Source organism: Nitrospirota bacterium, from assembly GCA_023229435.1.
Taxonomy (GTDB): domain Bacteria; phylum Nitrospirota; class UBA9217; order UBA9217; family UBA9217; genus JALNZF01.
The window spans coordinates 1-26,988 of record JALNZF010000021.1; the positions used below are offsets into that span (position 1 = coordinate 1).

Sequence of the window (26,988 nt, forward strand, 5' to 3'; positions counted from 1 at the left end):
GAGTGATCAATCGTCGCCGATAGGTCCCGTCTCTGGTTATGCCCTGGAGCAATAACTGATATCATCCCTTTTGCATGGAGGGGCGGGGAAACTGTTTTCTCCTTGACAACTGTCAACCATATCAGGGCCAGGTCTTTTATTTTGACATTTACGCGTTTCATGCAGTAGTCCTGTATCATGCCCTGCAATCTTTAAGTTTCCACCGTGCTATTCACCGTCCGACCCATTCCTCCGCCGGGGTGAGCAGGAATTTTTCCAGGGTTATGCCGTCTTCCCCGATCAGCAGTTTCCGCTTCGGCTTGAAGGTCTTTTCAAAGGCGTCCATCCCCGGAAGCCCCTCCTTGTGCGAGCCGCTCTTGACCTCGATGGCGACCACGGTCCTGCCGGAACGCAGAACAAAATCCACCTCCCGGCTTCTTTCGCGCCAATAGAAGATCTCAACGCCTGTTCCCGCAGCACTGTTGATCAGATGGGCGCCGACCGCCGATTCCACCAGCCTGCCCCAGGACTCCCGGTCTTTGCGCGCCGCTTCGAAGGTCATCGGCGATTGCGCGCTGATGAGCGCCGTGTTCAATACCTGAAGTTTAGGGCTCGATGCCCGCTCACGGATCCTCTGCGCGGCGTACTTGTGCAGGCCGGTCAGCATACCGGCGCCGGCAAGCAGTTCCAGGTAGTGGGCCAGGGTCGTTGTGTTGCCGGCGTCCTGGAGCTGGCCGATCATCTTTTGATAGGAGAGTATCTGGCTGGAATACGAGCAGCCGAGCTGGAAAAGGCGCCTGAGCAGCGCGGGTTTGTCGACCCGCGTCAGGAGCAGGATATCGCGGGAAAGGGTCGTCTCGATAAGCGAGTCGATGATGTAGCGCGACCAGCGCTTTTGGTCGGCGATCAGGCCCGCTGCTCCGGGATAGCCGCCGAAATAGATGAACTGGTCAACATCCCACCCAAAGGCCTCCTGCATCTCGGCGTAGGACCAGTGGACTACGGGTATGGTTTCAAAACGGCCTGCGAGGCTTTCGGTCAGCCCCCGCTGAATGAGGAGCGGCGCCGAACCCAGCAGAACAACCTTGAGGGATATTTTTTTTCGGGTGTCGTTGTCCCAAAGTTTTTTTATCACTTCGGACCAGCCGGTCACCTTCTGGATCTCGTCCAGGACAAGGATCGCCCCGCTCTTGCCCGCTGTCTCCGCAGCCAGCAGCCTTCCGGTTTCCCACTGCTGTTCGACCCAGGAACGGCTCTGGAGCGTTGGTTCGTCAGCTGAGGCGTAGTGGACAGGGATGCGGATCTCGTCCGCCACCTGGCGCACCATCGTGGTCTTCCCTGTTTGCCTTGGTCCTGCCAGGACCTGGATAAACCTGCGCTGTTCTCGCAGTCGCTTCACCAGCGTATCATACATGGGGCGATGATACATATCTATCCGGACCTCCTGAATGGCTGAAACAGGAAACAACGCGATTTACCGCGTTAGAAAACCTGTTCTCCAACGGGGTTTACAAATTACTCAATACGTTGAGTGATTTTACTCAGGTCTGTTCTTGATGTCAAGCGACGTTTTTTCACCGATGGATAGCAGGCGGGGGTCAGCGTTGGGGGTTCCGAGAACCTATGGGGTCAGACAAATCAGTAATCAATTTCTTGCCGTATTGGGCTTTCTTGCTGCCCTGCTGTTCCTCTTCCACGATCTCGCGCCCGATCAGCCAATTGGCAACAACCTGGCATGCATCCGGTGGTAACAGTTTAGTCCTTTTCTGACTGCCGAAAAGATAGCGAGTCGCTCCCCGTCCTGTCATCAGGCAAGCGGGTAACCACCATGCCGCCATTCTATGCTCCATCGGATATATTTTCAGCTTGAATTGTTGAACAGCGCGGCCTGCGCCGTGGCGGTATCGGCGGTATGGAGGATGTGCAGAAATTCCCGTGGATGAACGCCCTGCCTTCTGGCGGTCTGCACCAGCGTGGGAATGATACTGTGCGTCTTTATCCCGTTGTCCGATCTTGTTCCGAAGCAAACCTTACGAAAGATCACCATATGCCGAAGCGACTGCTCCGCATGATTGTTCGTAGGCGGCACGCCGGGGATGCGCAGGAAGGTGAAGAGGTGTTTCTGCTCAGGGCCGATAAGATACGACCGCAGCGTTTCGGCGGATTTGAAGCGATGCGGTTGCTTGCATATTTTCGTGAGTTCCCGTATGAACCGGCGCTCGAAATTCGCCGCCTCCTTCCAGAGTACCTCGCCGGATTTCAGGTTCCGCCCCGCCTCGCAGGCCCGTGAACAGAGACCCATAACATGATCGCAGAAGAGGGTGACGGCGGAATCTTGCTCGTGCTGCGGCAGGAGCGCATGTTCCTGGCGGATGGCTTTGGCGTTGGTGATGATATGCGCCAGACACGCCTGAAAGTCCCGTCCGATGCCGTTATAGGCGGCATACCGGTCTCGCACCACTACTCCGTCAAAATCCACCCCGAAGACGGTCTTCGCCGCGTCCATGGACCGATGCCGGTCTATGTGAAAATAGGCAAGGTTGTCGTTGCCCGCGAACCATACGAAATGCCCCTTGCCGTCATTTCTCCATGAGGTTTCGTCGGCATGCACTACGTCCGAAGCCCTGACCTTCTCGCGGATATCCTCGTAAATGGCCGCCCCCCGTTTTGCCGTCTTGTTGTCAAAACCCACGAGCGAGGCCGGAACGCAGGAGAGGCCGAACAAGTCCTCAAGCATCAGTTGCACCTTCCGATAGGATATGCCGATCCTGTAGCGAAGATAACCAGCCGTGGACTTTGCAATCGGCCCGATGGGCGCGTTGGGGATTTCATCCGCGCCCGCCCCTACGACCGACCGGTTGCAGCCATGGCAGAAAGCCTCCTCATGCAGATACTTCGTGACCACGGTTTGCGGTTTGACGACAATGTCCTCCTGAATATGCTCATGTATCGTACCCTCGGGCGTCAAGTCATGCGACCCGCAGTGAGGACATACCGAAGGTAAGGGCACAGGGACAATCCTATCGATCCGCGAGGGAACCGGCCTCGTCCACGCCGGATGCCCCACGGGCGCGCCGCGTTTCTTCGGTTTCGTCCTGGTTGATGACGGACCGCTTGACATCTCATCCCGTTTCCGGTTCGGCTTGAACTGCTTTCGATGCAAGGCCTGATACTTGGCCCGAAGCTCCGCATTCTCCCGTTCCAGGACACGCACCCGATCCTCGCTGGTTTTCAAAGCAGCGGAAAAGCTATCGATGATTTGCAGATGCTCATGATATACATCGTCGGCCCGCCGATACTGTCCCAGGACCCACGACGTGGACAAGCCGTCCAGATAGGGGCAGGAATGCTCATACATGCACACAAAATCATGGGGCGGATACGGGTAACGCGGCATTCCTATTTATTCTCCAGGTTCAGGAGCTCCCAGTTGACCCTAGAAAGCTTTTGGATAAGAGTCCAGAGCTTCTTATAGCGTCCATTCATCTCCACCGCCTTGGGAACGATATCTTTCCGAACGTACAGCGTAACGGTCTTTCCCTCCACCTTAGTCGTCAGGTTATATCCCGACATAGAGGGGGACTTGGCGACTGAGCCGATCAGAAAGCTATCGAGCATTGCTGCAATGTCCTCTCTGAGCCTGGCCTGCTGTTTCCTTAAAAGATCGATCCGTTTCATGGTATTGGCCTCCTTCTTGCATGAGTATTATTACTCATATATTTTAGCCTAAAAAAGCCCGCAAGTCAAGTGAATTGCGGGCTACCTGCTAAAATAAATCAGAAAAGGACTAAACTGTTACGTATGAGCGTATGGAGCATCCGGGGTCAGACTTAAAGATTGAGTTATATCACTTCATCAAAGGCCTATGCAAAGCGCATGGAGCCGAGCGTATTGCCTATGAGGATATTCCAACTAATGATAAAAGTAAAGCGGGTTTTTGAGGCAAAAGGTCTGTGCAAAGCGCAGAGGGCATGGCGTGGAGCCTTATCACTCGCAAAGGACGCCCCCGCTCGGGTCGAGGGCAGGCTCCGGACGCAAAGAAAGTCTATTCCCGGATTTTTTAAATATAATGATTTTCCTCGCTGTTCATTTATCCCTGCGGCACATAAACCACATATCCTCTTGGCGGGGCGTAAAATTCGCCCTGGCCGTCCTCATGGGTCTGTTGTTCCAGGGGAATGCCGTCGTCGTTCTTTCCACTCCATGCCGCGGGAACGAATGTCGTGTTCTTCCACTGGGTTTTGACCACGGTCCCGTTCCACTTGTCACTCCCGTTGTTCAGGACAAAGATCAACCCGCTCTGCCAGTCGATGCCCTGCCGCTGCATGATGTAGAGGTTGTCATCGCAATGAAGGACCGTCGTCGTTCCGCCCGCGTGGTCTTCGTGGACCCGTACGAGGGCCGCTATGCCGTTGTGCTCTCCCGGCAGACCAAGCCCCCACGTGTAATAATCCTGCCAGAACACGCAGGGATATCCTTCATGGGTCAGGATAAAGGCATAGGCCAGCATCTTGTCGTTCACGATGGGGGGATTGTCGTTGTCGCGGAAGTCGTGGTTTTCCACGAAGGTCACCGCTTCGAACGGACGGTCCTTCATCAGTACGCCGCCGTCAACCAGCTGCCGCAGGCTGAATCCATTTGTATCGCAGAGATCTTTCAACCGGTCGCGGAGCGGAAAATCGAAGGCGCCTACCCGGTGCTCCGCCCATCGGTTGACCGCATCGAGCCAGTCGTCGATGTAGTCGTCACCGGACCAGCATTCGGCCACGCCGAAGATATCCACCGGCCTGCCCTCGCGCGTATAGTTCCGGTCGTGGATCGCGCGGATGATCCAGGCGCCGAACCCCTTGACGAAATCGTAGCGGAATCCGTCGAAACCGATCTCCTCGACCAGCCACTTGGCATGGTTGAGGATGCCGGTCGAGACGCGCGGATTGATATGGCAAAGGTCCGGCATGTCGCCGAAGGTGACGCTGTCCAGCGCCTGGTAGGGCGAGGGGTTGAAGCAGGTCCAATCGCGGGTGAACATCCCGCTTTGCGGCGTGAACCGAGTCCACCACATCCGGTTGGTTATGGGATTGAACTCTTCCGCGTCGGCGCCGTTATTGTGATTGAGGACCAGATCGGCGTAGACCTTCATCTCCCTGTCATGCGCCGCCCGGATCAGCGACCGGAGGTCCTCTTCCGAACCGAACCAGGTCCGCACCTCGTCTTCGTTGTCTATTTTTCTGACGGCCTTCTGCGGGTATTTCCCCAGGTCATAGTAGTCATAGACGTCGTATCCCATCGACATGCCGCCGACGTTCGCCGCCTTGCTCGCGGGAGGAAGCCAGAGCACGGTAAAGCCTGCTGACTTTAATGATGGAATTTCGTCCCTGACGTGCTTCCACCACTGGTATTCCTTCCCTTCCATCCTGGGACAATCCCAGTAAAAAGCCTGCATGATCACGCCCATGGAAATCTCCTTTGCACGCGTTTACGAGTGGAAGCGTGCATGCGGGTTTTCTACACATCGCCGCATCATCGCATCCACACATCAACGTATCACCGCATCAACGCATCACATCCAGGGTACAGGCCCCTACAGAATCAGGGCCGTTGTTGCGCCTGTCGCGTTCCGCTTGAAGGGTTGTAAAGTCGTTCATGATTCTCCGGAATAAAGACTGCGTGGAAGGGCTGCAAAATAGTGCAACTGATCGATCGAACCGTAAGAAGAATATAACAGAACAAGGGAAATTGCAAGGGGAGATGAGATGAGCATGGAGCAGAGGGCAGAGTACCTAACAAAGGAGGGTGGAGGGGATTGCGTGCGGAGTTAAGTGCTCTGCCATTCCGGTCAAAAATAAAAAGCCCCTTTTCCCAAGGGGCTTTTTACTTCATTGGACTTTGTTGGATGGTGAAATGGTGGAGGCGGCGTCCATAAAATAGTTTGTCCAATTCTGCGATACTACGAACATATTTTACCGAGATATTACAATGTACCCCAGATAGCTACCCCCAAAATGCTGGATGCGGTGAGGTCTTGTTGGACTAATTCGGTCTTCATAGTACAACAACCTGCCTTGTTGAACCTGCATACTTAGAATGCGCGGAGAGAAGCGGTTCTCGTTTTCTTTTTTACTTTTGTTCATTCCGGCATTGCGCTAAAATCAGCGCCATGAAGTTCGAGTCTGCTGTTAATACCATGAATAGCCTTCTGGCAGCGAAACAACCTCAAACATTTAATCGTGCGTGGGTACGTGTAAATGCCCCTTGCGTCTATCGCTTCATCCAAAAGGAAATCCGAATAGAAAGCGGCGGCATAGACTGGGACCGAATTACTCGCGCCTTAAATCCCAAATATCAAAAGCAATGGACCGGGTCACTACGTAAGACAGTAAAGCCATATCGGAACAAGGCCGAGGTTGATATTGTTTTACAGCAATACAGCGATAAGCTTTATACCTTCATTACCTCCGAAAACAGAAATGATGAACATATTCGGGATACCATCAGCATCTCACTCGCAAGGATTGCTCAGAAAGGAAACATAACGGCCAAACAGGAGATTATGAAGCTGCTGAACTTCACAGTAGATGACTGGATCGAAAGGAATCCAAAATTGTCCGGTTGGCGAGGATATGACCAAATGATTCAGGTCCGGCTTGACTGCTGCATACGTCGTTACAGGTATTCAGGGTCATTCATGCGCTACGTCTTCAAAACGCTTGAATATGCTGCCAAAGGGCTAACACCACTAATCGCTTATTCTTTGGACGACTCCGCACATCTCGGAAGGCGGATATGAGTAGAGCAGGTTTAGTCCAATGTATAACCGATATCCCTAAAACCTCGCAGACGCTTTTTATGCATCCTGAGCAATTTTGGCACATTGGCATCGATATAATCGTACACTCGAACTTCATGCTTCCCCGGATGCTCCCGGTGTATCCTCCCCGCGTACTGCACAATCGTGCCCTTCCAGGAAAAAGGCATGGCGAGAATCAGCGTATCAAGATGGGGATCATCGAAGCCTTCTCCGAGGTAACGACCAGTTGCCGCAATGAGCCGCACTTCGCCTTCCGGAATTGCCGCGAGTCTTGCCATGGTTTCACGCCGCCCTTTAGCAGACAGTCTGCCGCTTAAAACAATAAGGTGCTTCACGTCGTCTCGTAATCCATCCGCGAGGATGTCCAAATGCTCTTTCCGCTCAGTCAGGAGCACTGGGAATCTTCCGTCCTTGAGTGCCTGCTTTACATCGGCAAGAATAAGAGCGTTTCGCTTCTTATCGTTAACGAGATTCGCGAAAATGTCCTGAATCGCGGCATCAGGATTTTCCATGGTAAATTCAGTTGTTCTGCAGATCAGTTGGTGCTTGAACTGCGTTCTTGCCTCTTGGCTTTTCGGATGAACGGAAAAGCGGACTGGTCCGCACTGCATATGAATGATCGGCTGGTGCCCGTCCCGTCGATACGGTGTCGCCGTCAAACCGACAACGTATCGCGCTTTTACCTCATTCAAGACGCGCTCAAAGGAAACAGCCGGAAGATGATGGCATTCATCCACTATCACCTGACCATAGTTGGCCACCAGATCGCTAACCTCGTCTTTTCGAACGAGGCTCTGGATCATGGCAACATCCAGTTTTCCGTTCGGCTTGTTCTTGCCTGACCCGATCTTGCCGATTTCTTTCGGATCAATTCCGAGAAAGAGAGAAAGCCTTGCGATCCACTGATCCAGAAGCTCTTTCCTATGGACAAGCACAAGCGTACTGCATCCTCTCGAGGCAGTGAGATACGCGCCGATTACGGTTTTGCCGAATCCCGGAGGCGCAGACAGGACGCCGTTGTCGTACTTAAGGATTTCGTTGATAGCCTCTTGCTGTGGTTCTCTGAGTGTTCCTTGAAAAACAAACAAGAGATGATCGGAAACAACGCGTTTATCCTCAAGTAACAGCTTGACGCCATGTTCTGAAAATAGCTCGCGGACATCGTCAATGCAGCCTCTTGGGACGGCAATATGTTCGGGAAGCTCTTCAAAGCAGGAAATCACACGCGGTATCCGGGCCGTTGAGAGACGCAAGTTCTGCTTCTCATAAAACATGGGATTTTGAAACGAAGCTAACCGTTTGATGCGGGTCAAAAAAGTTGATGGCAAATCCTTCTTTTCGATAAAGAGACGCTGAGCAAAAACGCCGTGCGTTTCAGATGGAAAATTCCCGCTGATTTTCTTTTTCGGTATCTTCTTTGACGCTGGCCGGTTCCAAGGAGAATGATCGTCCCCGTCTTCGGCAACATCTCTTGGCACCCCGAGCACATCGCCCTGCCATATCGCCTCAGTGGCGATCCGCCGGAGGACGTCCGACGACAGTCGTCCGAGTGATGCAAGATAAGCCCATTGATCTTCAAAGGGGGTGAAGTTTTCATCGAGAAACACAGTATTGCCTTTTTGTCGCGGTTCCTGTTGAAACGGCAGCGCGATCAGATTCCCGAATCCACCCTTGGTCAGTGTGTCCTGGCTGGGAAACAACCGGTCGTAGGATTCCATGCTGAGTTGATGACGCCTGCTCATGGTTACCGTGATCAGGTAACATCCCATCGTTCGCGCTGTAGCTGCCGGCACAGGTTCAGTAAAAAAAAACCATGCGTGCGCTCCGTTTCCCGAACGCGAACGCTCGACAGCTACTGGAATGCTCATACTTTGACAGGTTTCACGGAAAGCGCGGACATCGTCCATCCATGTATCCTTGTCGAAGTCAGCAGCAAGAAACCAGCAGGTATCGTCGGGCAGCATGGGGTAAACACCGATTACATGACGCCCCTGAAGGTGATCCGTGATAACCTGGTCGGTTACTGGAAGGAATTTACGATTGGAGCATTCGCTGCATTTTACCGGCGGCTTGTGCGTCTTTCCGCACGTGACGGAAATCCAATCATTCGAACAGGCGGGAGAATAACCTTTCTTGCCGGCACGGCTCGTCCATAATTTCGGAAAGATGTCCTCCCTCCCCCGAAATAGCGAGCGGAACAATGACACTTTTTCCTGCGGTGTTCTGGTAGCGTAGGGTATCGACTGATCGGCGTATGCTGCTTCCAGCACGGCAAGTTGCTGTTTGAGGGCATTGAGCCTTGAAAGCGCCTGTTCGCGTTCGCTGTCCAGCTTGGAAAACAGCGCTTCTACTTTTGCTATCGCATCGAGAAGTTCTTTCTTGTTAGACATTGATTCTCAAAATCAGAGCGCGGCGAAAGCATCAAAAACAGGCGAAGGGGGAGCATCGCGGAGGTGTCGAGAAGATAAAATGCGATCAAGGACGAGTACTCGACCATGTCGGACATGGTCAAAAAAGTCGTGCAGTAAACCTCATCCTACTGATGCTTCTTCTCGAACAAAGCGATCTCTTTATAAAGATCGGCAACGCGCTTGCCTTTTACGGCACTCTTCCTGATTTTTGCGTAATCTCCGTATCCTGTTTCAGACTGCATTATAAATCGCGTTGCATTGACCAAGCCAAGATTATTTACCAATGCCTCCCAGCCTGCATCTCTCAACGCGTAGCCGCTCAGGTTTCTCTGATGTGTTTTAAGCATTTTTAAACACCTCCTCTACTAGAAATTCAAGGGGACTGCATACCGACAATGAAACCGCATTTCGCTCTTTCTTGGCTTTCCTGACGAATGTATCATCACAGGTGATAAAGTATTCCACGCCGCCGGATTCAGCACAAGCGAGATGCATTGCATCGAGCGAATCAAAACCGAACTCTTCCAATGTGGTTGCTTTCTTCTTGATCGCATCGCTCATTTTCACGGTCTGCGACGCGAGAGCAACATAATGGGAAACCCGTTCTTTGCGCTCAGGAAAAGGTGACCGACTGTTCTCATAAGCCAGCACCTATGAACTAATTATACTGAACGCACCAGCCATCGTTTTTTCTAAAATTGACAAAAAAGCCTCCGCCTCAAGCCTAATCCTAGCTTGGCTTTGGTCATCAAAAGGCCGGTTATACACGCTGGTATCCAGATATATTTTTATGCGTCGTCTCATACTCAAAAACCAAAGAGCCAGTCTGTGTATAGAATAGCATGATTCATTACACAATGACAAGCGACAAATGCACTCTATCTATAAGTACCGCTACCTCGTCCCGTGTTTGAAAGAACGGACCATTGAACAGTTTGTCCAATCACCTGAATTACTGCCTATAATTAGAAATCAAGTTATTACAATATACCCCAAAAACTACCCTAAATTGTGAGTGCTGGAAAACAAAAAAAGAGCTAAATCCTTTAAGGACTTAGCTCTGGTCTCCACCTGAGTCCGATGGAGAGTTTCGCTGAAAATCAAAATATAACTGCAAAATCAAGTAGTTATGGTGGAGGCGGCGGGAATTGAACCCGCGTCCGAAAATCGTCAGCCGAAAGCTCATACATGCTTATCCCCTCGTTTTAAGCTCTCGCCTCATCCGGCGCCTTGGGGAAAGCTTCGGAATCGGCCAGCCCGGTTTTTCTTATCTTCCCGCCCCGGACGGCGTCGGGAAGACCAGCCTGGTTTTTGACGTTTCTGCGACTGTTCAGGCGCCGGCCGCGAAACGCGCTACCTAATTAGGCAGCGAGTGCCAGTTCTTGATTATTGGCAGTTGATCTTTACCATGTGTTTAACGAGCCCCATGGTACCTCGGCATGCAACTCCCGACCTCTGTATCCCCGTCGAAGCCTGTCGCCCCCCTTTTCTTTAAAGACAGTTCAATGTTCAAAGTTAACTCTGAACCCTGACCCCTGAACCCTGAACCCCTGAACCCATTACATACTACTTCATTCCTCTTCGCTATTCAACAGCCTTTTCACCTCACTGTCGCTTATGCCGCTGATGCGGACGATCTTTTTCCGTGACGTGTGGCCGGAAACGATCTCAACATTGGATTTGGGGATAGACAGGGTGGTAGCGAGGAACTTCACTAACGCCTCGTTGGCAGCGCCGTCGACCGGCGGAGCGGTGAGTCTGATCTTGAGCCCGCCGCTATCCATCGTGACGATCTCGTTCTTCGAGGCGCGGGGCTGGATCCGTATTGAGACGGTAACCGGCGGCTCCGGACCTTTATTCCTGGGCAGGCTTTTCTTCAGTGACAACGCCGGCCTCCTCAAAGGTGACCATTTCCCGGTGCATCTCGATGATCTTCTTGATGTCCTGTAAGAAGTGATGCTTCCGGCGCTTCAGCTCCTGGATATCCACATCCAGCTTTGCCTTTTCATCCTGGGCGTTGTTCAGAAGCTGCAGCCGGCGCACCTCCGCTTCCTTGATAATGACGTCCGCCGCGCTGCGCGCGCTTTCCTTCTGGTTCTCCATGAGCTTCTGGGTCATCAACAACGTGTTCTTGACGATCTCTTCCCGCTCGTTCAGTTCGCGCAGGCGCTGATCATAGTCCTGGCGGAAATCCCGCAGTTCCGTTACCTCCCGCAACAGTGTTTCCATCTCGTCCCGCACCAGGTCGAGGAACATCTCGACCTCGGTCCGCTCATAGCCGCGGAAGACCACATGGAACCGTTTCTGCTGGATGTCGATCGGTGTTACCCTGATTTCGTTCGTCATACGAGAGCCTCCTTGAACGTGGGCCATATTGTCAAAATCAACCACAGAGACCACACAGTTTCGAACAACTGAAAAACCCCGCATGCTTAGCACGGCAGAGCGGCGAGCTGCCCAAAAAAATACAACGGGAACTATTGCTGATTCTTCTCCTGTCACCTTTCTTGCGTGCCCAAGAAAGGTGACCCAAAGAAGGGCACCCGACGAAAATTCTTCACGGTGTGCTCAGTCGTCCTCAGTACATTTCGGAAACTCGCCCTGCGGGCTCAGACAGTCCAAAATGCTTAACCCTCGGACTCGGTCGCACGCCTAAATTTTCGAATGGGGGTAAAGCAAAAAAGCCTTGTTTTACCCCAATCCCGCACGTTCCCGGAGCGGCCCTTACGACATTATTGGGCACCCGTCTTGGCCTAAGGAAGCGTCCCGCAGGGCGAACGCGTTGTACTGCCTGCACCCAGCGCTTACGAGTGCTACGTCGCGAGTGCAGGGTGTCTGAGGCCGCAGGCCGAGTTTACGCGGGCGAGCGGACGTGGCCTTAGACGGGTCAAAAATGTCGTTCAGGACGCGAAGGGGATATAACCCGACGTCCAGTTTGAGAAAAATTATCGCGCAGTTTGAGAAAAACAGGGGCTGAGGGTGCCTTTTGTTTCAAATTTAAACACAATTCAGGCCCTCTATAACCTCTCTTTAATGGTCTTTTACTACCATATATAAGGGCGGTTTGCAACCCCAAAAAATACCCCTCAAAGCCCTTCCCTGAAACCCTATCTGGCCCTCGGTTTGAAGTTCATAATTAAGAGCTCCCGCATGCCCTTCTTTGCTCCCGTTTTGCCTGCTGAGTACTGGGTTGTAACTGACTGTATCCGGAACTCTTTGTAGAGGGCACGGATCTCGGGAACATCGTTGATTGACATGATAAACTTACCCTTCACGGTGCGCAGGAGGTCACGTAGTTTCTCGAAATCATCCCGGCTGAATATCCCCTTGCCGTAGTCGTTTTCACAGCGGTAATAAGGAGGGTCTATATAGAAGAACGTCGTTGGCCGATCGAACCTGGCGATCACATAACCATAGGGCTTGTTCTCAATATATGCCCGCGCGAGGCGGAGATGGACAGCGGATAACTCCTCCTCAATCCGAAGCAGGTTGAAGTTAGATCTCCTGAGTGGTGAGATCGAGAATGACGGGCTCGTTATTTTGGCGGCAAAGCCGGTCTTCAGCAGGAAGTAAAACCGTGCCGCGCGCTGGATATCCGTGAGGACGTCCGGAGGCGTCTGCTTGAACCGCTCGAACTCCTCACGCGATACGAGGATCCAGCGGAAATAGCGGATAAACTCATCAAGGTGATGCTTTACGACCCGGTAGAGCGTAACAAGGTCAGCATTGATGTCGTTGATGATCTCTACTTCCGACTCTTCTTTTTTGAAAAACAACCACGATGCGCCTGCAAAAACCTCGCAGTAACCGGTATGCTCGGGGATCATCGAGACAATCCTGTTTGCGAGCTTTGACTTCCCTCCCAAATACGACAAAAAGCTGTTCATTTGCGCCTCCCCATAATTAGGTTGAACCAAAGGGAAGCCCCTGATATAATCGCCTCGCCCTGTACAGGGTGCGGGCGGCATCGGGGCAACCCGACTGTCACGTTGATAGCGTGATTGGTTTGGGGAGGTGTAAACTCCTCTGACTGTCGCCCGTTCTATGGTGTTATCTTTTTAACTCCTTGTACTTTTAATATGTGGCAAATGGCAAGCGCTACTTGTTCAGACTGCACTGACGCTTCATTTCTCATACTCTCGATGGCCGCAGCCGCCTGGCGGGTCTCTTTGCTGTTCTCGATCAGGAGCGTTGGTAGCCACTTCATCGCGCAATCCTTGAGATCGAGGTCCGCGCCGCTCTGCGGGTCCTTGCCGCGCACATGGATGAACCACTCGCACTCCTCACCCCAACAAGCGGCTTTTATTTTAGGACATTTTTTCTTAATCTCTTTCATCAGGTGTCTCCTTAATCCTTGGTTGCGATGATTATGTCGCAGTATTTTAGATTTGGGATAGTGAATGAACCGGATGCGGAATTTGTATGCGTATGCCCATTCCCGCTCCCGACGTCTGATGTGTTATACGCAGTCAGACCTGAAGGGTTGGTGAAATAAGCACCTGTTCCTTGTGGGACAGATGCAGATGATCCATGATGTTGTTCCGTATGATGATGTGTTGGCATTTCTGCTATGGTTAACATGTGATTATTAACTGTCACCGAAACCCCAACCGCCTGCGTATTATTAAACACCGCGGAAAACCCCGCCGCACCTCCCGTTGCCACGCTCCCCGTGACAACCCGCAGTGCAGCATCGTTATAGGCGGCGCTGGTTTCTTTTGTCCAGCCCGTGGGCGCAGCGGTCTGCTGAAACAGCATCCGCGTGCCCGCCACGAATTGGCTTGATCCGGTGACATCGATCGCGGCCCAGGTGGCGCCGTTGTATGCCTCAAACCGCTTTGTAGCGCTGTTATATCTGACGCAGTCCGTCGGGAGGTTCGCGCCCGCCCCGTTCATTTTCGCGAGCGTTGCAAACATCTCGCGGATCTCGGTCATAAACCCCAGTTTGGTGCTGGATGAACTTGGTTTGTTAAAATCGCCTTCTGCCATGATGAAACCTCCTTTTCAGAACTAACCCTAATATCCTGTTATTGGGCAACTCCATTCGCCGGTGGTTAATGCTCCGGTGAGGTCATAAAAATAAATTCGAACACTTGCTATATAGACCGTGGTGTTTATGGGCGGCGCGCCGGACAGTGCCGGTGACACGGTGAGATCGTCGGTTGAGATATTCGTAATCTGCACTACTTCCGGTCCGGTGATCAGATCTACCTTAATCCAATCGTCCACGAGAAAGCGCGCTCCCTGACCGGCGGTCAATTTTACATGGGTTGTGGTGCATGCGGCATCACAGGTGGAAACCGCATCTACATAGACATATATCGGGAGGCGGGGAGGCGCTCCCTTAACGGCCGGGGTAGCCGACTTAATGTCCGAAAACATTTTGTTGAATTTGAATACACTTCCTAATGATGCATTGGTAATAATGCCGCTACCTGAATCGTTCTGCAACTTGACAGAGAGCGTTACGTTTAAGCTGTTGAGCGCGACAATGTCCGCAGCTGTGCCCGCAAAGGCAAGATGGATCTTTGTGTATCTAAAATTATTAACGAACAGTTTCCATGCCCCGGTATAGGTTATCCAATCGACATTGTTCACGGACACGGATACTATCGGCGTGATTGCAACCGAACCTTTAAAATCGACCTTATCAACATCAACGGAGATCATGGTGCCGGGCACGGTAACTCCCGCATCATACGTCTGCTCATAAAATGCCGAGGTGTGCATGGGTTCAATAACATACCCGCCCATATTGATAAAATCCTGCATGGTGGTAATCGAATACGCGGTACAAAAACGATCCCAGCTCGGGGCTGAGCTTAAATTTCCACCCCTCCAGTTGTCAATTGCGGGGTTCCCGATGTATACAAACACCCCAGGAGACCCGCTGGAAAGGGAAGTGTCGATCTCTTCCCGCAGGATGATATTGTTGCGCTTTACCCGCAGAACGGTCCCCTCGGCTTCAAACCGGATAACATCCGAGGCCTGGAGCGGTGGAGACAGACTGATGCTGCTGCCGATGGTGGAACGGGCTCCGGCGACATATTTAAAGAGTTGTACACCATTTAATGATACTGTTAGTCCGTACAGGTTTAAGACGCTTCCGGAGGTAATACAACGCAACATCAACGATCCATAGTCTGTGACCGCTGACGTGAATTCCGCAAACTGATCATTGAAAAATGAACCTCCGGACCAATATGCGCCGTCGTTGACGCCAATGGTTGTCACACATTGATTCGAAACGATTTTTAATGCGTGGGCGCCGGGGGCCGTGGTCCAGTTCCCCGCGAGCGGGTTTTCATCCGCACGGTTGAAATCATCACTGACTCTGTCCTCTGTTTGGACGCATGCATAGGTTGTTTTATCACTGCTGTCATAGTATAACCCGGAGGAAATGGGGCTTTCAAAAGCATCCATCCATTGAGAAGTTAATTCAAAATCCGGAGGCTCGCTTACCGTCGCCGTGACGCTATTCGGCGTGCCGAGCAGATCGTTTGTGTCAATGGCGGTAATCCAGTATTTATATGTGCCCGAGGTCATTTCAAACCAGGTGAAAAACGTGCCGGTGAGCGTGCCAAGGAGTTCCGATGTTGCGTATACATCGCCCTTCCGGACCTCATATTCCTTTATCGGAAATGTGCCCGGCACTCCGGTCCACTGGAGCAGCACAAAATTGTCGATGATCTGCTGGGTGAGGCCAGTTACCGGGGGGGCGCCGTTGATGACCAGGACGGCCTCGCTCGCGGTGGCGCTTTCAAGTCCGCTGGTGTCGAATGCTTTGATCCAAAAATGGATAGTCCCGGATTGTGTCGGCTTCCAATCCCAGCTATTTTGAGCGAGGTTATTAACGATCAATGTTCCGGCATCCCAGGACGCTCCGAACCGGACCTGATAGCCCTGCCGATCGCCGTCCGGGATATTGGTCCAGCCGAGATGAATCAGCATGTCGCTTTGCTGTGCGGTGAAATTCTGGACGATCGACGGCGGATCGAGTTTTCCGAGGGTGAGGATGCTGAGTTGCGGGGCGTTCTGGATCTTTTGTTTGAGGCCCGCCGTATTCACCGTGACGGCGGCGACAATGTAGGTTTTGCCCGTTTCCACGTTTGCTATTCTGTAATGTCCGTAGGATTTTCCCGAGAAAATCCACCCGCCGCCGTTGTTCCACCAGATTTCAGCATACGAGAACAGGGCCGATCCGGGATCGGTGAAGTAAACGTCAATCACATCCTCAAGCGTGCCGTCCACCCGCGCAATGACCAGTTCATCAAGCAGAAAGTCATCCACGGCCGGAAGCGGATCGAGGCTGTCATAGTTCGGAGTCGGCAATGCCGGCTGAAGGTTGTCCGTGTTGTAGATCGAGGCATTGTATTCCACCCCCGTGATGGTGCATTGCAGATCGCGCGTCTTGCGGATGCCGAGCACTCGATACGGTTTTGTGACGGTTGCAGTCTCGCCGAACGCATAAGGATCATATTGTGCAGGCGCCGTGCCGAAGGGCGTGGAGACGGACAATACGGTGTAAGTGCCCGGTGCGTTTGTGACGGACCGGATGACAATAGAGTCATCGCTCATTCTCACCCAGAGAGAATAGGCGTTTCCGACCGAGAGCGTCACCTCGCGATCAATGGTCACTTCCGTGGTTGTGGCGGATATAATGCGACCGCCGACTGATCCGGCTGTCGGGATGTCATGTTGGACGCTGACAACGTCGCCGGGTTCGCAGACTATGGCATCAATGTCCGCGCCCCACTCTGCCGAGGAGAGGAGGTATTGATTGCAGGCGAGGCGGTACCGCGCGTGACGCCAGGCCTCCGAGGGCTTGGTGACGCCGAAAAGCTGCAGGCGGGCAGGGCTCGCGCCGCCGGGGTCCACATCCGGGTTGACGATGGAAAATTCGTCGCGATCGTAGCCCTTCGCCGAATTGATATATTCGATCGTCATCTCCGAGGCCCGATCGGCCAAGGGCATGAAAGATTCCTTAAACTGGTTTTTGTTGATATTCCCGACGGTGAAGAGCTGCACGGGATCGGACGGTTTGTCGATTGCAATGGTTAGATTTATCCCGCGCCAGATGAGGACCGCGCGGCCGATCTCGCAGACCCGATGCGCGGCCTCCCACATATTCCCGGCAGAATCAAAACCGCCGTTGAAGGTAATGCGCTTCTCCGTGCCTCCATAACCGTCAGGAACAAGATCGTCACACCAGGCGGCCCATTCCAAAAACTTTGCAAGATCGATCCTGGACGGATCCATGCCATCGTAGCGGACCACGGCGAGGTTATTGTCAAATACCGGTTGTGTCAGAATATCGAACGTCACCCAGGCAGGGTTGCTCGTGACATCGACGGACCAGGTGGACCCGTTCCAGATGCGGCAGTATTTGCCGTCGGTGAGGCAGGAGAAGCGAAAGGATGCAGACAATTTATCCGTGGCAATGGCGGTTAGGCCTACCAACGCCTGGCGGGGATAAATGAATCCATCATAAACAATCTCTCGTATGGCGGTAACGTACATTGCTTCGCCGTATCGTGGGTCATTTTTAGTAACCGTGAGATTCTCTATTTTAATTTCATAAATCCCTTTGGTTTGGATGCTCGGAAGCGTGAATTTCTTCCTAATGGGCTTTAACGCTGCCGCAATAAAAGGATAAAACGTGCTGAGGGTATTCACTGCGGCTTCTGAATCATTAACCCAGCGCCACCGCATCGGTGTTTCGTTTACATAGTCTCCATCCATGTCGACATATTCAATCGCTCCCTCGATGTGGTCATTTCTCCCGCTTGTTCCACGCGTTTTTTCAAACCAGTAGCTCGCCCCTGTTTGGGTATTTATCGCCCATTTACCCAGACTCCAAAAGCCGGCCGGAATATTCGAGTTGGCCGGGCCGTCAGTCGCATTGGTTATATAGGTCCAGGGAGTTGTCCCCTGCTTTCTGATGGAAATTTTTACCTGCACAAACGAACTATCCAGACCCCCGGAGTTATTCATGTACCACAATCCATTTGGGAAAAGCACCTCAACTTCGAGAGCGTCAAAATTTGATCCGGGGGTAACGTAGGTATACGGAGAAGTACTCTCAACATGGATGTTCAGAGTGTATTCTGTTTTTGTATTGTTAAATGAATGAATGACATCCTGATTAAGATATCCCAGTCTTACTTCGGGAACAACCTTGTACAAACCTGAATCTTGATCGTTTATTTTGAAGGTATTTAAGCTTTTCTGGGGTCCGATGCCCATGGATAGCAGAACACTTAATTTTGACGTTACATTGTCATCGCTGTCGGTGAATGCGCCTAAAATATTTCCATAGAGCTTATTTACCCCATAGAACCCTGGGATGGGGACTCCCTGGCGCTGGATGGTCTGCGGGTTCCAGGAGTAGAGCTGAGAACCGTCCATCAGCCCGCTGCCGAGGGTCGGAAGCTCCGGCCGCGGAGGAGGCAGGAGTGCGTTGACAGCCATGCCGCCGACCACGGATAGCCCTATCCCGGCAACAAGGTACCATCCACCGAGATTCATCGTATAAATGGAGGCGACTGCCACGGCGATCATCAGGACCATGCGATAGACGCTCTTTTCGTTATCTCCACCGCCATGGACCTGCGGGACGAAGAGCATTTGATCGCCGGACATGGGGAAGGACACGGCGAGCTGGTCCGTTGGGATGATGTTGCCGTTGATCGAAACGACGACATCGATGTCTTTCGGATAGTGCGTGTTGCGCAGATCGAGCAGGGTCTGACCGTGCAGATACGGTACCGGGCAGATGTCCTGGTCTCTGCGGTTGAAGGGGTTATAGACTTTGATGAGGGTTAAGTTATTCATAGTGCCTAAAGTGATCTAACGTGCCTTAAGTGACTAAAGCGTAATAGCCGGTGATGCGATGTTTCCAGAGGACCGAGTCCAGGCGTTCGATTACGGCGCGTTCTTTTTTCAGGATGTGCAAAAAACGATTGCTGTCTTCGAGAACGATGCCGATGTGCGTTGTAAATTTTGGGCGGATCCAGAAGGTGACGAGACAAAACGGCTCGGGTCCTGGGAGTTCCGTGAAAAACTCCTTGCCCGACAGGATCATTTCGTGAATGATGTGCGACTGGACGGCGCTGCCAAAATTCGGCAGAGCAACGCCGTGCCGGCGCAGTACTTCCATGCAGAGGCCATAGCAGTCGTATTTATCCGGACCACGGGCGCCGTAGGAGAACTCTTTCCCGATTAAGTCTTTATACAATGCGGATTCCTCCTGCATCGAGGCCTGGCTCCCCGCCGAAGCGGGTGCTGTTTGCGCGCGTCCGGCAATCATCAAGCGTGCGGCCGCAGGTGGTGAGGCCTCCGGCATAGGCGCACTCCGCGCCCTTAAACGTCCATCGGCAGTGCGCTGCGAGATAGCGATACTTTGGGAACGTGCTGCGCAGCGGGTTCGGCGCGCCGAGTTTGAAGTTGATCCACTGGGTATCGTCCTCGGTGGACATGACCTCGAAGGTGAGGTCGAGATCAGATGCATTTTCCGCGATGTGGCCGGAATTGACTATGTGCAGCACTACCGTCGATCCGACGCCGCCGCCGTATTGATGGAGATACGGCAGGAGGGCACGGGTAACGTTTGAGATCATGAGCGTGGCCATGGGGATCTCGCCCTTGGAGTTTTCATCGGGCAAGTCCAGCTCAAATGGGAAGGCGCTGTAGAGCGTTCCGTTCCAACTAATGTCTTCGTTGTTACGGACGAGGTTGAAAGAGGGGCCGCTGTCCGGCAGCGTGACGTCGATGAGCAGCAGCCAGGCGCTGGAGGTGGCGAGTTTGTTTTTTTCGAGTATGAGTGAGGCAGGAATATTTTTCATATCTCTTCAAGATCGAATGCGGCGGTCCAGAGGCCGTAGGATTTTGCCCGGCGGTATTTGATGGGGCCCGCAAGACGCATATTTGTGGATCCGGTGTTCGGATGCGTAAAAAGATCGCAGCCGACTTTTATGCTCGACTCAAAAGTTTTGAGGGCGGCCTTGTCGGCTTGTGTCAAATCGCCATATTCGAGATAATATTTCCATGGTATTCGGGTGAATGCGGCGCGGGTCTGCGCAATGCCGGAATCCTTTGATGAGCGCAATGTGGGGTCCGTGGCCGCGCCTTCTTTCCAGGGCGCGATGAGCGGTACGGTTGATAATGTGGGGAATGTCATGCTTCCTCCACGTCGAAGGCGGCGGTCCAATAGCCGTAGGGCTCAGCGGGTTGATATTGGATCGCGCCCATCAGCCGGACATTTGCCGTCCCGATATCGGGATGGGTGAATTTGTCGGTCCCGACTTTTAAGCCGATCTCAAAGACCTTGAGCGCGTCTTTGTCGGCCTGGCTGAGATCGCCGTACTCTATGTGATATTTATACGGTACGCGGGTGAATCTTGCGCGAGTCTGAGTATAGCCTGCTTCCTTTTCCGACCGCAGCGCCAGGTCCATTGCCGCCTGCTCTTCCCAGGGATCGACGAGCGGAGAAGTGGAGAGCGACGGGAAGGAATAGATCGGCTCCTCCGAGATCCACCAGGCGACAGCTACGCCGCCGTCGCCCAGGATTCCGTCGCCTAATATTTCGTCGCCGACTGGCATGTATTAAACCTCGATGGACGAAACGTCCCTTGCGTCTGTCGTCCTCTCGTCCGTCGTCCGTCTATTCTTTTATCTCATCCCGCTGATACCGGACCGGATCGGGCCGCCATATTCGAGATCGGACATGATGACGCCGACGACGAAGGCCTTCGCCTGGTGATCATATCGGACGTCGCTGACTTTGGCATTTGCGGGCTGGCTGGTTTTGTTCTCTACGTTAACGACGACGCTTACGCCTTTGCCGCCGATATCGCCGCCCTGGTTCATTAGATCGAATGCGGCCATGCCCTTGCGGGAAAGGATCCCTTCGCCGGTCTGGGCTATGATGGGGCGTTCATCCGAGGCCAGTCCTCCGATGTGAAAGCGGGGGACCAGGCCCCCGGCATGCATGATATAGCCGCCCTTGTGGCCGACTGCGGCAAGATCTCCGGCGCCGGTGGATCCGTTTGTCATGGTAGAGGACGATCCGCTGCCCCAGGCATTCGCGATGCCTGACGCGATCGCGACGGAGGTTTTTTGCGCCATCATGTTTGCCATGGCGCGGGCAACGGCCTCGAAGAAGCTCTTGAGATAATCCGAGAGATGCTTGAGCTTCCCGGTGAAGACGTCAAAGAAGAAATCGGAGAACGCCTGCTCCATTGCTTGGGCGGCGTCCTGGGCGAGCTTTACGCCCTCTTGAAAGGACGTTTTAGCGTCGTATATATACTGATTGAATGCGTCTTTAAAACCTTCTGCGAACGAACCGGTCTGTTCCTTCATCTGCCTGTTCAACGCCAGAAGTTCCTGCCGTGTCTTGATGATTGCCTGCTGCTGGGTGTACCAGCCCGCGGGGTCCTTGAGCCGGTCTACCTTCGTGAGATACTCCTCCTGGATGGCGAGCATCTGTTTGTTCAGCTCGATGCGCTTCTCTACGGCCTCTGCCTTTGAGATACTGCGCTCCTGTTCTGCAAGGTCCACCAGATAGAGCCCGTAACTCACCGCGGCCTCCTCGGCCGCCTTCCAGGCCGCGGCCTCCTTGGCAAGCATGGCCTGCGTCTCTTCCCAGTCCTTCAGGGTTCCGCGGTCCGGGCCGAGCGTCTCCGTGCTCTTTGCCGCGGCGATGGCATCTTTCAACTCCTGTGTGATACCCTTGCCGACTGGTGAGGGCTTTTGAGGGAGATTGGTTTTATCAGACCCGCCGTACTTTGCGTTGTTCTCCTTTATCTGTCCGGCGAAAGCTTCGTCGGCGATCGCCATCTGCTTTGTCAGCTCTGCTACTCCGCCCTTGAATCCGCTTGTCATCCAGTCCCATAAGGAGCCGATGCGGGCAAAGAGGTCCGCGATAGTTGCAGAGACATTTGCTATTACGTTGAACAGACGGCCGATCACGTTATCAACGATCCAGAATATACCCTTGCCGATAGTTTCCTTAACATCATTGAAGATCGCCTTCCAGCGCTGCATCTTCTCCGCGTGCTCGATCTGCGCGTCGGCCAGCTTGTTCTGCTGCTTCGCCGCGTTCTCCATGGCAATGGCGTAGACATCGATATCGGTGATACCGAGCGACATGGCTTCATTGACGAGTTTCATTTGTTCTTTGGTTACGAGACCATATTGAATAAGGCTGCGCGGCATTTTATTTGCGATCGCATCCGTGATGGCCTCATATGCCTGCGAAACGCTTTGGCCGGAAACGATAGCCGCCGCGCGCGCAGCCTCCATAATTTTGATGAGCTTATCTCCGGACAGACCTTGCACCATGCCTTTGACGGCTTTCTGCATTATGTCGCTATCGTCCACCGTGCCGGCTGCCGCGCGCTTCATGTCCTCGATAATTTGGTCGGCGTTTTCGTTGCTGGCCGCGGCCACGCTCCGAAATGCCGCCTCGGCCTGCTCGGCCTTTGCGCCGAGTTCCATGTATTCAAAGCCCTTATTCACCGCGATGGCAACGCCCGCAACGGCGGCAGTTACTCCGATCCAGTGCTCCTTGAGCTGGCCGAACATATCGGAGAGACCGGCGCCGGTCTTCTTCGTGGTGTCCTCGGTGTCCTTGAGCTGGCGCTTCAGGTCATTGAACACCAGGTTGGCGTTGTTCAGGGCCTCGAAGACGAGCTGTATTTTGTAGTTGTCGTTTGGCATAGAGATTAAGTTCAGGGTTCAACGTTCACGGTTCACGGTTGAAATCACAGGCACTGCAATCGTTCCTTTTTGATGCCTTGCAGGCGCGGCAGTATTTCTGCTCGGGTGTTTCCTTTGGTTTGCCGTCTTCGGAGCCGCCGAGGAATGCGATGATGGCCTCGCGGAACAGGACTTCGCGCGAGCGGTGCTTCAGGTACGGTCCGCACTCGGCAACGGTAAATCCCCAGAGGACGGCGTCGCGTCTGGTAATGTCTCCTCCGGTGAGGATGACGGCGATTTGATCAATCCAGGCTTCGCCTGCTGTACCTTGAGGATGAGCTTCTCCTTGATCTTCCCGAACATCTCCAAGAGAGATTGTGTCGGGTTGCAATCGAAAAAATCATTGATCACCAGCATGATGGTTTCGGCTTCCGTGCAGAATTCCAGATCGTCCGCGATCGCCTTGATGTCGCGGTCCCTCATGTAATCTCCGATCGCCTGCTTCGATTTGCCAAAGACCTCGTCCTCTTTGAGCAGCACGATCGCGAGGGCCGCATGGACCCGGTTGCCGAGGAGCGCTATGAGCGTGGTCGCGTTCGCGTCTTTTGGAAAGACAACGCCCTTGACGACGGCCATGAGCTGATTGATCTGTCCGAGCACGAGCGGGCGCTGGATGTAGTTTTTGTCTGCGATGGTGTATTTAAATTGCTCCATGGATGTGATCTCCTGTTCAGATTTCAGCGTTTAAGACCGCCCCTCACCCTACCCTCTCCCGCGAGGGGAGAGGATAAAAAGGGCGGGGAGCGGATTTATAGAGTGACCTGCGTGTTTTTCAGGATCAGCTGCATGCTCGTGGCCATCGCGTTGTTGTCGTAGAAACCGGAGAAGGGCAGAGTATACAAGACGCCCTTGGGTCCGCTGACCAACGGCGAGGCCTGGCCGTACATCAGCTCCGGGATCTGGATGTCGAGGCTCTCATTGCCGGCCGAGCCCAGACCGTCTCCGCGAGACAGGGTGATCTGAATGGCGCTTTCCGTGAAATTGATGGCCTTGGTGAGCACGACCATGTCTTCGTAGAGCACGACTATTTCCCCGGAGACGAGGGTTGTGCCCTCGGGGAGTGCCCGCCGTTCACCCGCCCCGCCGATGACGTAGACGCCCGCGTCGAGATTATTCTCGACGGTGAACTTGACGCTCGACAGCTGGGCGATCACGCTGCCGCCTTCTTTTACGACCGTGGCCTCGTACATGTCGAACGGCAGGTGGCCGAGGTCCGTGGGCGAGGCATGGAAACTGGTTCCGGCGATAGTCTCTTTGGCTCCGATGAAATCGAGGGACAGGGGGATGACGCCCTCGGTGCCGAAGTCGAATGAGGCTTTGTTGATGCGGCAACCGTTGTAAAGGAAATACTGCGGGGTCGTCAGGTCGAGGAACTGCTTCTCGAGACAGAGCGAGACCGGCAGCGCGCCGATTTTCATGGTGTGAGTGTAGGGATTGACGCCGGTGGTGACATTCGTTCCCATCAAGTGTTTCAGGAGCTTGCCCATATACGGGTTGAGCTCGGTGTTGATCGAGCCGCCGGCGTCCTTGTTCAGACGCTTGGGCTGGGTCTGGTTCCGGTTGCCCCGCAACACGTTTGAGCGGAACAAGCCGCGTTTGCCGGAGAGGTTCTCAGAAATGAACGGAAGCACAAGCGACGCCGGTGTGCCGGGCGTAGTCTTGAACGTGGTCTCAACGTCATAGATGATCTTTGAATTTGCGCCTGTGGCCTGAGGCATGGTTATTTACCTCCTTTGCTTGCGGATGATTCCGTGAACATGGGATTGGTGAGCATGTCAGCGGCCTTCTCGTCAGTGACCTCGACGGGCTTGTCGCGCTCCATCCGGTCTCCGGGGATGCCGTCCTGGCGGGCCGCGCCGAGGCCGCCCACTTCGATGCTGTCCGGGCCGATCTTATAGACGATCTTTTTCATGGTCCCTCCTTATGAATTGACTTTTCTGACAAACTCCATTCCATAGGCAAAATACTGGTTCTTTACGGCGATCAGTTCCACCGTCACCGGCCAGAGAAAGCCTCGCAACGGCGCGACGTTCATTCCTTTGAGCTTCGTCTTTACCGCGTCGATAAGCGCATAAGCCCCGCGGATGCCGTCCTGCCTGGTCCGCAGGTTCTCGACGACGATCGTGAGACGAAACGTCATTTCATCATCCGAGTTGTTCGCGCCGATCGTTTTTTTCTCTCCGTATTTCACCCCCGCCGAAATCACGTAACAGGCGGGCGTTTGGAGCATCTCCTCGAGGAGCGTGTCCAGGTCCATCTTGTCCGGCCAGGTATCTACTATCCGGAACTCCGGCGCCGCGATTTTTATCGCGGTGATGATGAGGTCTTCTGTCTGGTCTATCTCGGTGGACATGGTTTAATGTTTCCAGACGTCGGCGCGCAAAGTCCCGGATGCAAGATCGGGCCCGCCGCCTGTCTTGTTGAAAAGTGTGACGGACACAATATCTCCCAGGACCCGATCGCCGATTGTCAATGAAACACCCTCCCGCCTATAAAGGGTCGTATGAGTTTGCAAACACCGCCGCCCGTCGTAACCCATCCATTGCCGGACAAAAGCATCGAACCGTTGCGGGAAAGCAGCGTGCCCGCGATACTTGCGCCGTCTCCTCCACAATGTTTAATGTTGACATTGTTAAGAGAGAGGCTGCCGGCGGTCTGAAGTATCGCGGACTGTTTTGCGCCTACAATATCAATATTTTTAATCACCCCGTCATTCCCCGAATAATTTACCAGACTCGCCACCTCGGGGACATCGACGGAATATCGTTGTGTTGCCTCAAAATGAATATTGGTGATATCTGACTCTTCATTGGCTAACCGGTAATAAAGGACCTCGGTATCCCAGATGAACTCACCCGCGTTCAGGCTGTTTTTTGTTGCGCCCTTGGTAACTTTTATGAGAGCGTCCACTCCTGACGACGTCCATTGAGACGGAGTCGTCTTGAGCAGGGCAGTTATCTCAACTCCCGTGGTCTTGTTGAGTTTATACGTTGTGCCGTTGTATATGCCCCATGAATGGGTCGTGGTATTCGGCAACAGAGAAAGATCATCAACAATTATTGAAGTTGAGTTTACCGGGTTTCTCACGGTGATATTGTATACGTCCGAACCCACAACGGGGATGAAAATGCTATACGGTAAAAATGACGCATTGGCATTCAGTAAAATATTTTCATACAGTAAAAAAGACGACGTTCCGGCCACCCAGGTATAGACATTGCCTCCGGACGTGTAGGCGTTGGCGTATGATGACCCCACAAGGTCAAAATGCGTGGTGTCAATGACCGTTATCGTCCATGTCCCGTTCGCTTCCGTGGTGCCTAAAACCCCGAGTATTATTGCGCGGGTCCCATTGATGAGATCATAGGGGGCAGTCAGAGTCACCCGCACCAGACCTGATCCATTATTGGCGCACGTTGAAACCGTGGGTCTCGCCAGATATTCTGCCGCCGAGTCTTTTTTAATTTTGAGTCGCAGATTAATTCCGCTCGTCGGCTCCCGGTGCTGAAATGACAGGGTATAGTTTGTCAGTGAATTGAGATAGACGCTTTCAATTAAAAATGCGTCTGCCGAGATCCGGTCTATGGATGCGGCATACGGAGCGCTTGTGTAATATGTGGCATTCCTTGAAACGACGCCCGTTGGATAGCCCACATGCTTCCAGGGCGTTGTCGCGTCATACCACCCGTCCATGTTCCAGTTTCTCATTTGCTCGCCGATGACCGCCCCGGCGGAGACGTCCGTGGTCCCGAGGATATAGGCCCGGATACCTCCGGCGCCCTGGGTAGTGATACTATTGAAAATCTGCATGAAATAATCAGATCTGAAAGGCGCCGTGGCGGGTGCGGTCAGATTTATAGTGTCTCCGTCTGATACCTTTCCATCGACAAAGGAGAGAGTTTTCCAAGGGGAATCCGAAGAAGTTCCCGTGTTGGACTCGCGTCCATTCGCATAATCGACATAATACGTCGCGCCCCATGCCGGGACAGAGTATAAAAAGACCGCGAGAAGAATAATAGTTTTGATCTTCAT

Annotated in this window: 25 protein-coding genes and 1 other RNA gene; 1 reads left to right on the plus strand and 25 read right to left on the minus strand. The window is 53.2% G+C overall.

Annotation, left to right across the window (positions count from 1 at the left end; all coding sequences use genetic code 11):
- Positions 1 to 211: 211 nt before the first annotated feature.
- The 5 genes from M0R70_12495 to M0R70_12515 all read right to left on the minus strand — a co-directional run bounded on the left by M0R70_12495 (position 212) and on the right by M0R70_12515 (position 5,434).
- A complete protein-coding gene (locus M0R70_12495) occupies positions 212 to 1,408 on the minus strand; it encodes an AAA family ATPase (GenBank protein ID MCK9420188.1) in 1,197 nt (398 codons plus the stop codon).
- Positions 1,409 to 1,577: 169 nt separating this feature from the next.
- Entirely contained in the window at positions 1,578 to 1,817 is a 240-nt protein-coding gene (locus M0R70_12500) for a hypothetical protein (GenBank protein MCK9420189.1), read from the minus strand.
- Positions 1,818 to 1,840: 23 nt separating this feature from the next.
- Complete coding sequence (locus M0R70_12505; GenBank protein ID MCK9420190.1) at positions 1,841 to 3,376, minus strand: IS66 family transposase; 1,536 nt, start codon at positions 3,374 to 3,376, stop codon at positions 1,841 to 1,843.
- Positions 3,377 to 3,378: 2 nt separating this feature from the next.
- Positions 3,379 to 3,657 (minus strand): hypothetical protein, encoded by a 279-nt coding sequence (locus M0R70_12510; protein MCK9420191.1) that lies wholly within the window; start codon positions 3,655 to 3,657, stop codon positions 3,379 to 3,381.
- Between the two features lie 412 nt (positions 3,658 to 4,069).
- On the minus strand, positions 4,070 to 5,434 hold the full coding sequence (locus tag M0R70_12515; GenBank protein ID MCK9420192.1) for an alpha-amylase family glycosyl hydrolase: 1,365 nt from the start codon (positions 5,432 to 5,434) through the stop codon (positions 4,070 to 4,072).
- 702 nt (positions 5,435 to 6,136) lie between these two features.
- Between M0R70_12515 and M0R70_12520 the strand changes: the two genes are divergently transcribed.
- Positions 6,137 to 6,766: a hypothetical protein gene (locus M0R70_12520; protein ID MCK9420193.1), complete on the plus strand. Its 630-nt coding sequence runs from the start codon at positions 6,137 to 6,139 to the stop codon at positions 6,764 to 6,766.
- An 11-nt stretch (positions 6,767 to 6,777) separates the two neighbouring features.
- On the opposite strand, the gene M0R70_12525 is transcribed toward M0R70_12520, so the two are convergent.
- From M0R70_12525 to M0R70_12620, 20 genes are all read right to left on the minus strand, one after another.
- Entirely contained in the window at positions 6,778 to 9,177 is a 2,400-nt protein-coding gene (locus M0R70_12525) for a DEAD/DEAH box helicase (protein ID MCK9420194.1), read from the minus strand.
- 146 nt (positions 9,178 to 9,323) lie between these two features.
- On the minus strand, positions 9,324 to 9,545 hold the full coding sequence (locus tag M0R70_12530; protein ID MCK9420195.1) for a hypothetical protein: 222 nt from the start codon (positions 9,543 to 9,545) through the stop codon (positions 9,324 to 9,326).
- Entirely contained in the window at positions 9,538 to 9,759 is a 222-nt protein-coding gene (locus M0R70_12535) for a PIN domain-containing protein (GenBank protein ID MCK9420196.1), read from the minus strand. Before M0R70_12535 ends, M0R70_12530 begins: the two co-directional genes overlap by 8 nt.
- Before the next feature lie 569 nt (positions 9,760 to 10,328).
- Positions 10,329 to 10,682: a transfer-messenger RNA gene (gene ssrA / locus M0R70_12540) on the minus strand.
- A gap of 87 nt (positions 10,683 to 10,769) precedes the next feature.
- Complete coding sequence (locus M0R70_12545) at positions 10,770 to 11,084, minus strand: DUF167 domain-containing protein (protein ID MCK9420197.1); 315 nt, start codon at positions 11,082 to 11,084, stop codon at positions 10,770 to 10,772.
- On the minus strand, positions 11,053 to 11,544 hold the full coding sequence (locus M0R70_12550; protein MCK9420198.1) for a DivIVA domain-containing protein: 492 nt from the start codon (positions 11,542 to 11,544) through the stop codon (positions 11,053 to 11,055). Before M0R70_12550 ends, M0R70_12545 begins: the two co-directional genes overlap by 32 nt.
- A gap of 761 nt (positions 11,545 to 12,305) precedes the next feature.
- Positions 12,306 to 13,085: a Dam family site-specific DNA-(adenine-N6)-methyltransferase gene (locus M0R70_12555; protein ID MCK9420199.1), complete on the minus strand. Its 780-nt coding sequence runs from the start codon at positions 13,083 to 13,085 to the stop codon at positions 12,306 to 12,308.
- Positions 13,086 to 13,240: 155 nt separating this feature from the next.
- On the minus strand, positions 13,241 to 13,534 hold the full coding sequence (locus tag M0R70_12560) for a hypothetical protein (GenBank protein ID MCK9420200.1): 294 nt from the start codon (positions 13,532 to 13,534) through the stop codon (positions 13,241 to 13,243).
- A gap of 11 nt (positions 13,535 to 13,545) precedes the next feature.
- The gene (locus M0R70_12565) at positions 13,546 to 14,187 is read right to left on the minus strand and encodes a hypothetical protein (GenBank protein ID MCK9420201.1); all 642 of its coding nucleotides are present in this window, start codon (positions 14,185 to 14,187) and stop codon (positions 13,546 to 13,548) included.
- Positions 14,188 to 14,214: 27 nt separating this feature from the next.
- Positions 14,215 to 19,032, minus strand: coding sequence for a host specificity factor TipJ family phage tail protein (locus M0R70_12570; protein MCK9420202.1), 4,818 nt, complete (start codon positions 19,030 to 19,032; stop codon positions 14,215 to 14,217).
- A gap of 25 nt (positions 19,033 to 19,057) precedes the next feature.
- Positions 19,058 to 19,435 (minus strand): C40 family peptidase, encoded by a 378-nt coding sequence (locus M0R70_12575; GenBank protein MCK9420203.1) that lies wholly within the window; start codon positions 19,433 to 19,435, stop codon positions 19,058 to 19,060.
- On the minus strand, positions 19,428 to 20,042 hold the full coding sequence (locus M0R70_12580; protein MCK9420204.1) for a DUF1833 family protein: 615 nt from the start codon (positions 20,040 to 20,042) through the stop codon (positions 19,428 to 19,430). The genes M0R70_12575 and M0R70_12580 overlap by 8 nt, the downstream gene beginning before the upstream one ends.
- The gene (locus M0R70_12585; GenBank protein ID MCK9420205.1) at positions 20,039 to 20,377 is read right to left on the minus strand and encodes a hypothetical protein; all 339 of its coding nucleotides are present in this window, start codon (positions 20,375 to 20,377) and stop codon (positions 20,039 to 20,041) included. Before M0R70_12585 ends, M0R70_12580 begins: the two co-directional genes overlap by 4 nt.
- Positions 20,374 to 20,799 (minus strand): hypothetical protein, encoded by a 426-nt coding sequence (locus M0R70_12590; GenBank protein ID MCK9420206.1) that lies wholly within the window; start codon positions 20,797 to 20,799, stop codon positions 20,374 to 20,376. Before M0R70_12590 ends, M0R70_12585 begins: the two co-directional genes overlap by 4 nt.
- Positions 20,800 to 20,868: 69 nt before the next feature.
- Positions 20,869 to 22,917 (minus strand): hypothetical protein, encoded by a 2,049-nt coding sequence (locus M0R70_12595; protein ID MCK9420207.1) that lies wholly within the window; start codon positions 22,915 to 22,917, stop codon positions 20,869 to 20,871.
- 189 nt (positions 22,918 to 23,106) lie between these two features.
- A complete protein-coding gene (locus M0R70_12600; GenBank protein MCK9420208.1) occupies positions 23,107 to 23,610 on the minus strand; it encodes a hypothetical protein in 504 nt (167 codons plus the stop codon).
- A 95-nt stretch (positions 23,611 to 23,705) separates the two neighbouring features.
- Positions 23,706 to 24,674 (minus strand): phage tail tube protein, encoded by a 969-nt coding sequence (locus tag M0R70_12605; protein MCK9420209.1) that lies wholly within the window; start codon positions 24,672 to 24,674, stop codon positions 23,706 to 23,708.
- 2 nt (positions 24,675 to 24,676) lie between these two features.
- The gene (locus M0R70_12610) at positions 24,677 to 24,868 is read right to left on the minus strand and encodes a hypothetical protein (GenBank protein ID MCK9420210.1); all 192 of its coding nucleotides are present in this window, start codon (positions 24,866 to 24,868) and stop codon (positions 24,677 to 24,679) included.
- Between the two features lie 9 nt (positions 24,869 to 24,877).
- The gene (locus M0R70_12615; protein MCK9420211.1) at positions 24,878 to 25,309 is read right to left on the minus strand and encodes a DUF1834 family protein; all 432 of its coding nucleotides are present in this window, start codon (positions 25,307 to 25,309) and stop codon (positions 24,878 to 24,880) included.
- Between the two features lie 116 nt (positions 25,310 to 25,425).
- Positions 25,426 to 26,988, minus strand: coding sequence for a hypothetical protein (locus tag M0R70_12620; GenBank protein ID MCK9420212.1), 1,563 nt, complete (start codon positions 26,986 to 26,988; stop codon positions 25,426 to 25,428).

What these genes read in the sequence shown, in the direction of transcription:
- M0R70_12495 (MCK9420188.1), bottom strand. Translation starts at nt 1,408, where the DNA reads ATGTATCATCGCCCCATGTATGATACGCTGGTGAAGCGACTGCGAGAA.
- M0R70_12500 (MCK9420189.1), bottom strand. Translation starts at nt 1,817, where the DNA reads ATGGCGGCATGGTGGTTACCCGCTTGCCTGATGACAGGACGGGGAGCG.
- M0R70_12505 (MCK9420190.1), bottom strand. Translation starts at nt 3,376, where the DNA reads ATGCCGCGTTACCCGTATCCGCCCCATGATTTTGTGTGCATGTATGAG.
- M0R70_12510 (MCK9420191.1), bottom strand. Translation starts at nt 3,657, where the DNA reads ATGAAACGGATCGATCTTTTAAGGAAACAGCAGGCCAGGCTCAGAGAG.
- M0R70_12515 (MCK9420192.1), bottom strand. Translation starts at nt 5,434, where the DNA reads ATGGGCGTGATCATGCAGGCTTTTTACTGGGATTGTCCCAGGATGGAA.
- M0R70_12520 (MCK9420193.1), top strand. Translation starts at nt 6,137, where the DNA reads ATGAAGTTCGAGTCTGCTGTTAATACCATGAATAGCCTTCTGGCAGCG.
- M0R70_12525 (MCK9420194.1), bottom strand. Translation starts at nt 9,177, where the DNA reads ATGTCTAACAAGAAAGAACTTCTCGATGCGATAGCAAAAGTAGAAGCG.
- M0R70_12530 (MCK9420195.1), bottom strand. Translation starts at nt 9,545, where the DNA reads ATGCTTAAAACACATCAGAGAAACCTGAGCGGCTACGCGTTGAGAGAT.
- M0R70_12535 (MCK9420196.1), bottom strand. Translation starts at nt 9,759, where the DNA reads ATGAGCGATGCGATCAAGAAGAAAGCAACCACATTGGAAGAGTTCGGT.
- M0R70_12550 (MCK9420198.1), bottom strand. Translation starts at nt 11,544, where the DNA reads ATGACGAACGAAATCAGGGTAACACCGATCGACATCCAGCAGAAACGG.
- M0R70_12555 (MCK9420199.1), bottom strand. Translation starts at nt 13,085, where the DNA reads ATGAACAGCTTTTTGTCGTATTTGGGAGGGAAGTCAAAGCTCGCAAAC.
- M0R70_12560 (MCK9420200.1), bottom strand. Translation starts at nt 13,534, where the DNA reads ATGAAAGAGATTAAGAAAAAATGTCCTAAAATAAAAGCCGCTTGTTGG.
- M0R70_12565 (MCK9420201.1), bottom strand. Translation starts at nt 14,187, where the DNA reads ATGGCAGAAGGCGATTTTAACAAACCAAGTTCATCCAGCACCAAACTG.
- M0R70_12570 (MCK9420202.1), bottom strand. Translation starts at nt 19,032, where the DNA reads ATGAATAACTTAACCCTCATCAAAGTCTATAACCCCTTCAACCGCAGA.
- M0R70_12580 (MCK9420204.1), bottom strand. Translation starts at nt 20,042, where the DNA reads ATGAAAAATATTCCTGCCTCACTCATACTCGAAAAAAACAAACTCGCC.
- M0R70_12585 (MCK9420205.1), bottom strand. Translation starts at nt 20,377, where the DNA reads ATGACATTCCCCACATTATCAACCGTACCGCTCATCGCGCCCTGGAAA.
- M0R70_12590 (MCK9420206.1), bottom strand. Translation starts at nt 20,799, where the DNA reads ATGCCAGTCGGCGACGAAATATTAGGCGACGGAATCCTGGGCGACGGC.
- M0R70_12595 (MCK9420207.1), bottom strand. Translation starts at nt 22,917, where the DNA reads ATGCCAAACGACAACTACAAAATACAGCTCGTCTTCGAGGCCCTGAAC.
- M0R70_12600 (MCK9420208.1), bottom strand. Translation starts at nt 23,610, where the DNA reads ATGGAGCAATTTAAATACACCATCGCAGACAAAAACTACATCCAGCGC.
- M0R70_12605 (MCK9420209.1), bottom strand. Translation starts at nt 24,674, where the DNA reads ATGCCTCAGGCCACAGGCGCAAATTCAAAGATCATCTATGACGTTGAG.
- M0R70_12610 (MCK9420210.1), bottom strand. Translation starts at nt 24,868, where the DNA reads ATGAAAAAGATCGTCTATAAGATCGGCCCGGACAGCATCGAAGTGGGC.
- M0R70_12615 (MCK9420211.1), bottom strand. Translation starts at nt 25,309, where the DNA reads ATGTCCACCGAGATAGACCAGACAGAAGACCTCATCATCACCGCGATA.
- M0R70_12620 (MCK9420212.1), bottom strand. Translation starts at nt 26,988, where the DNA reads ATGAAGATCAAAACTATTATTCTTCTCGCGGTCTTTTTATACTCTGTC.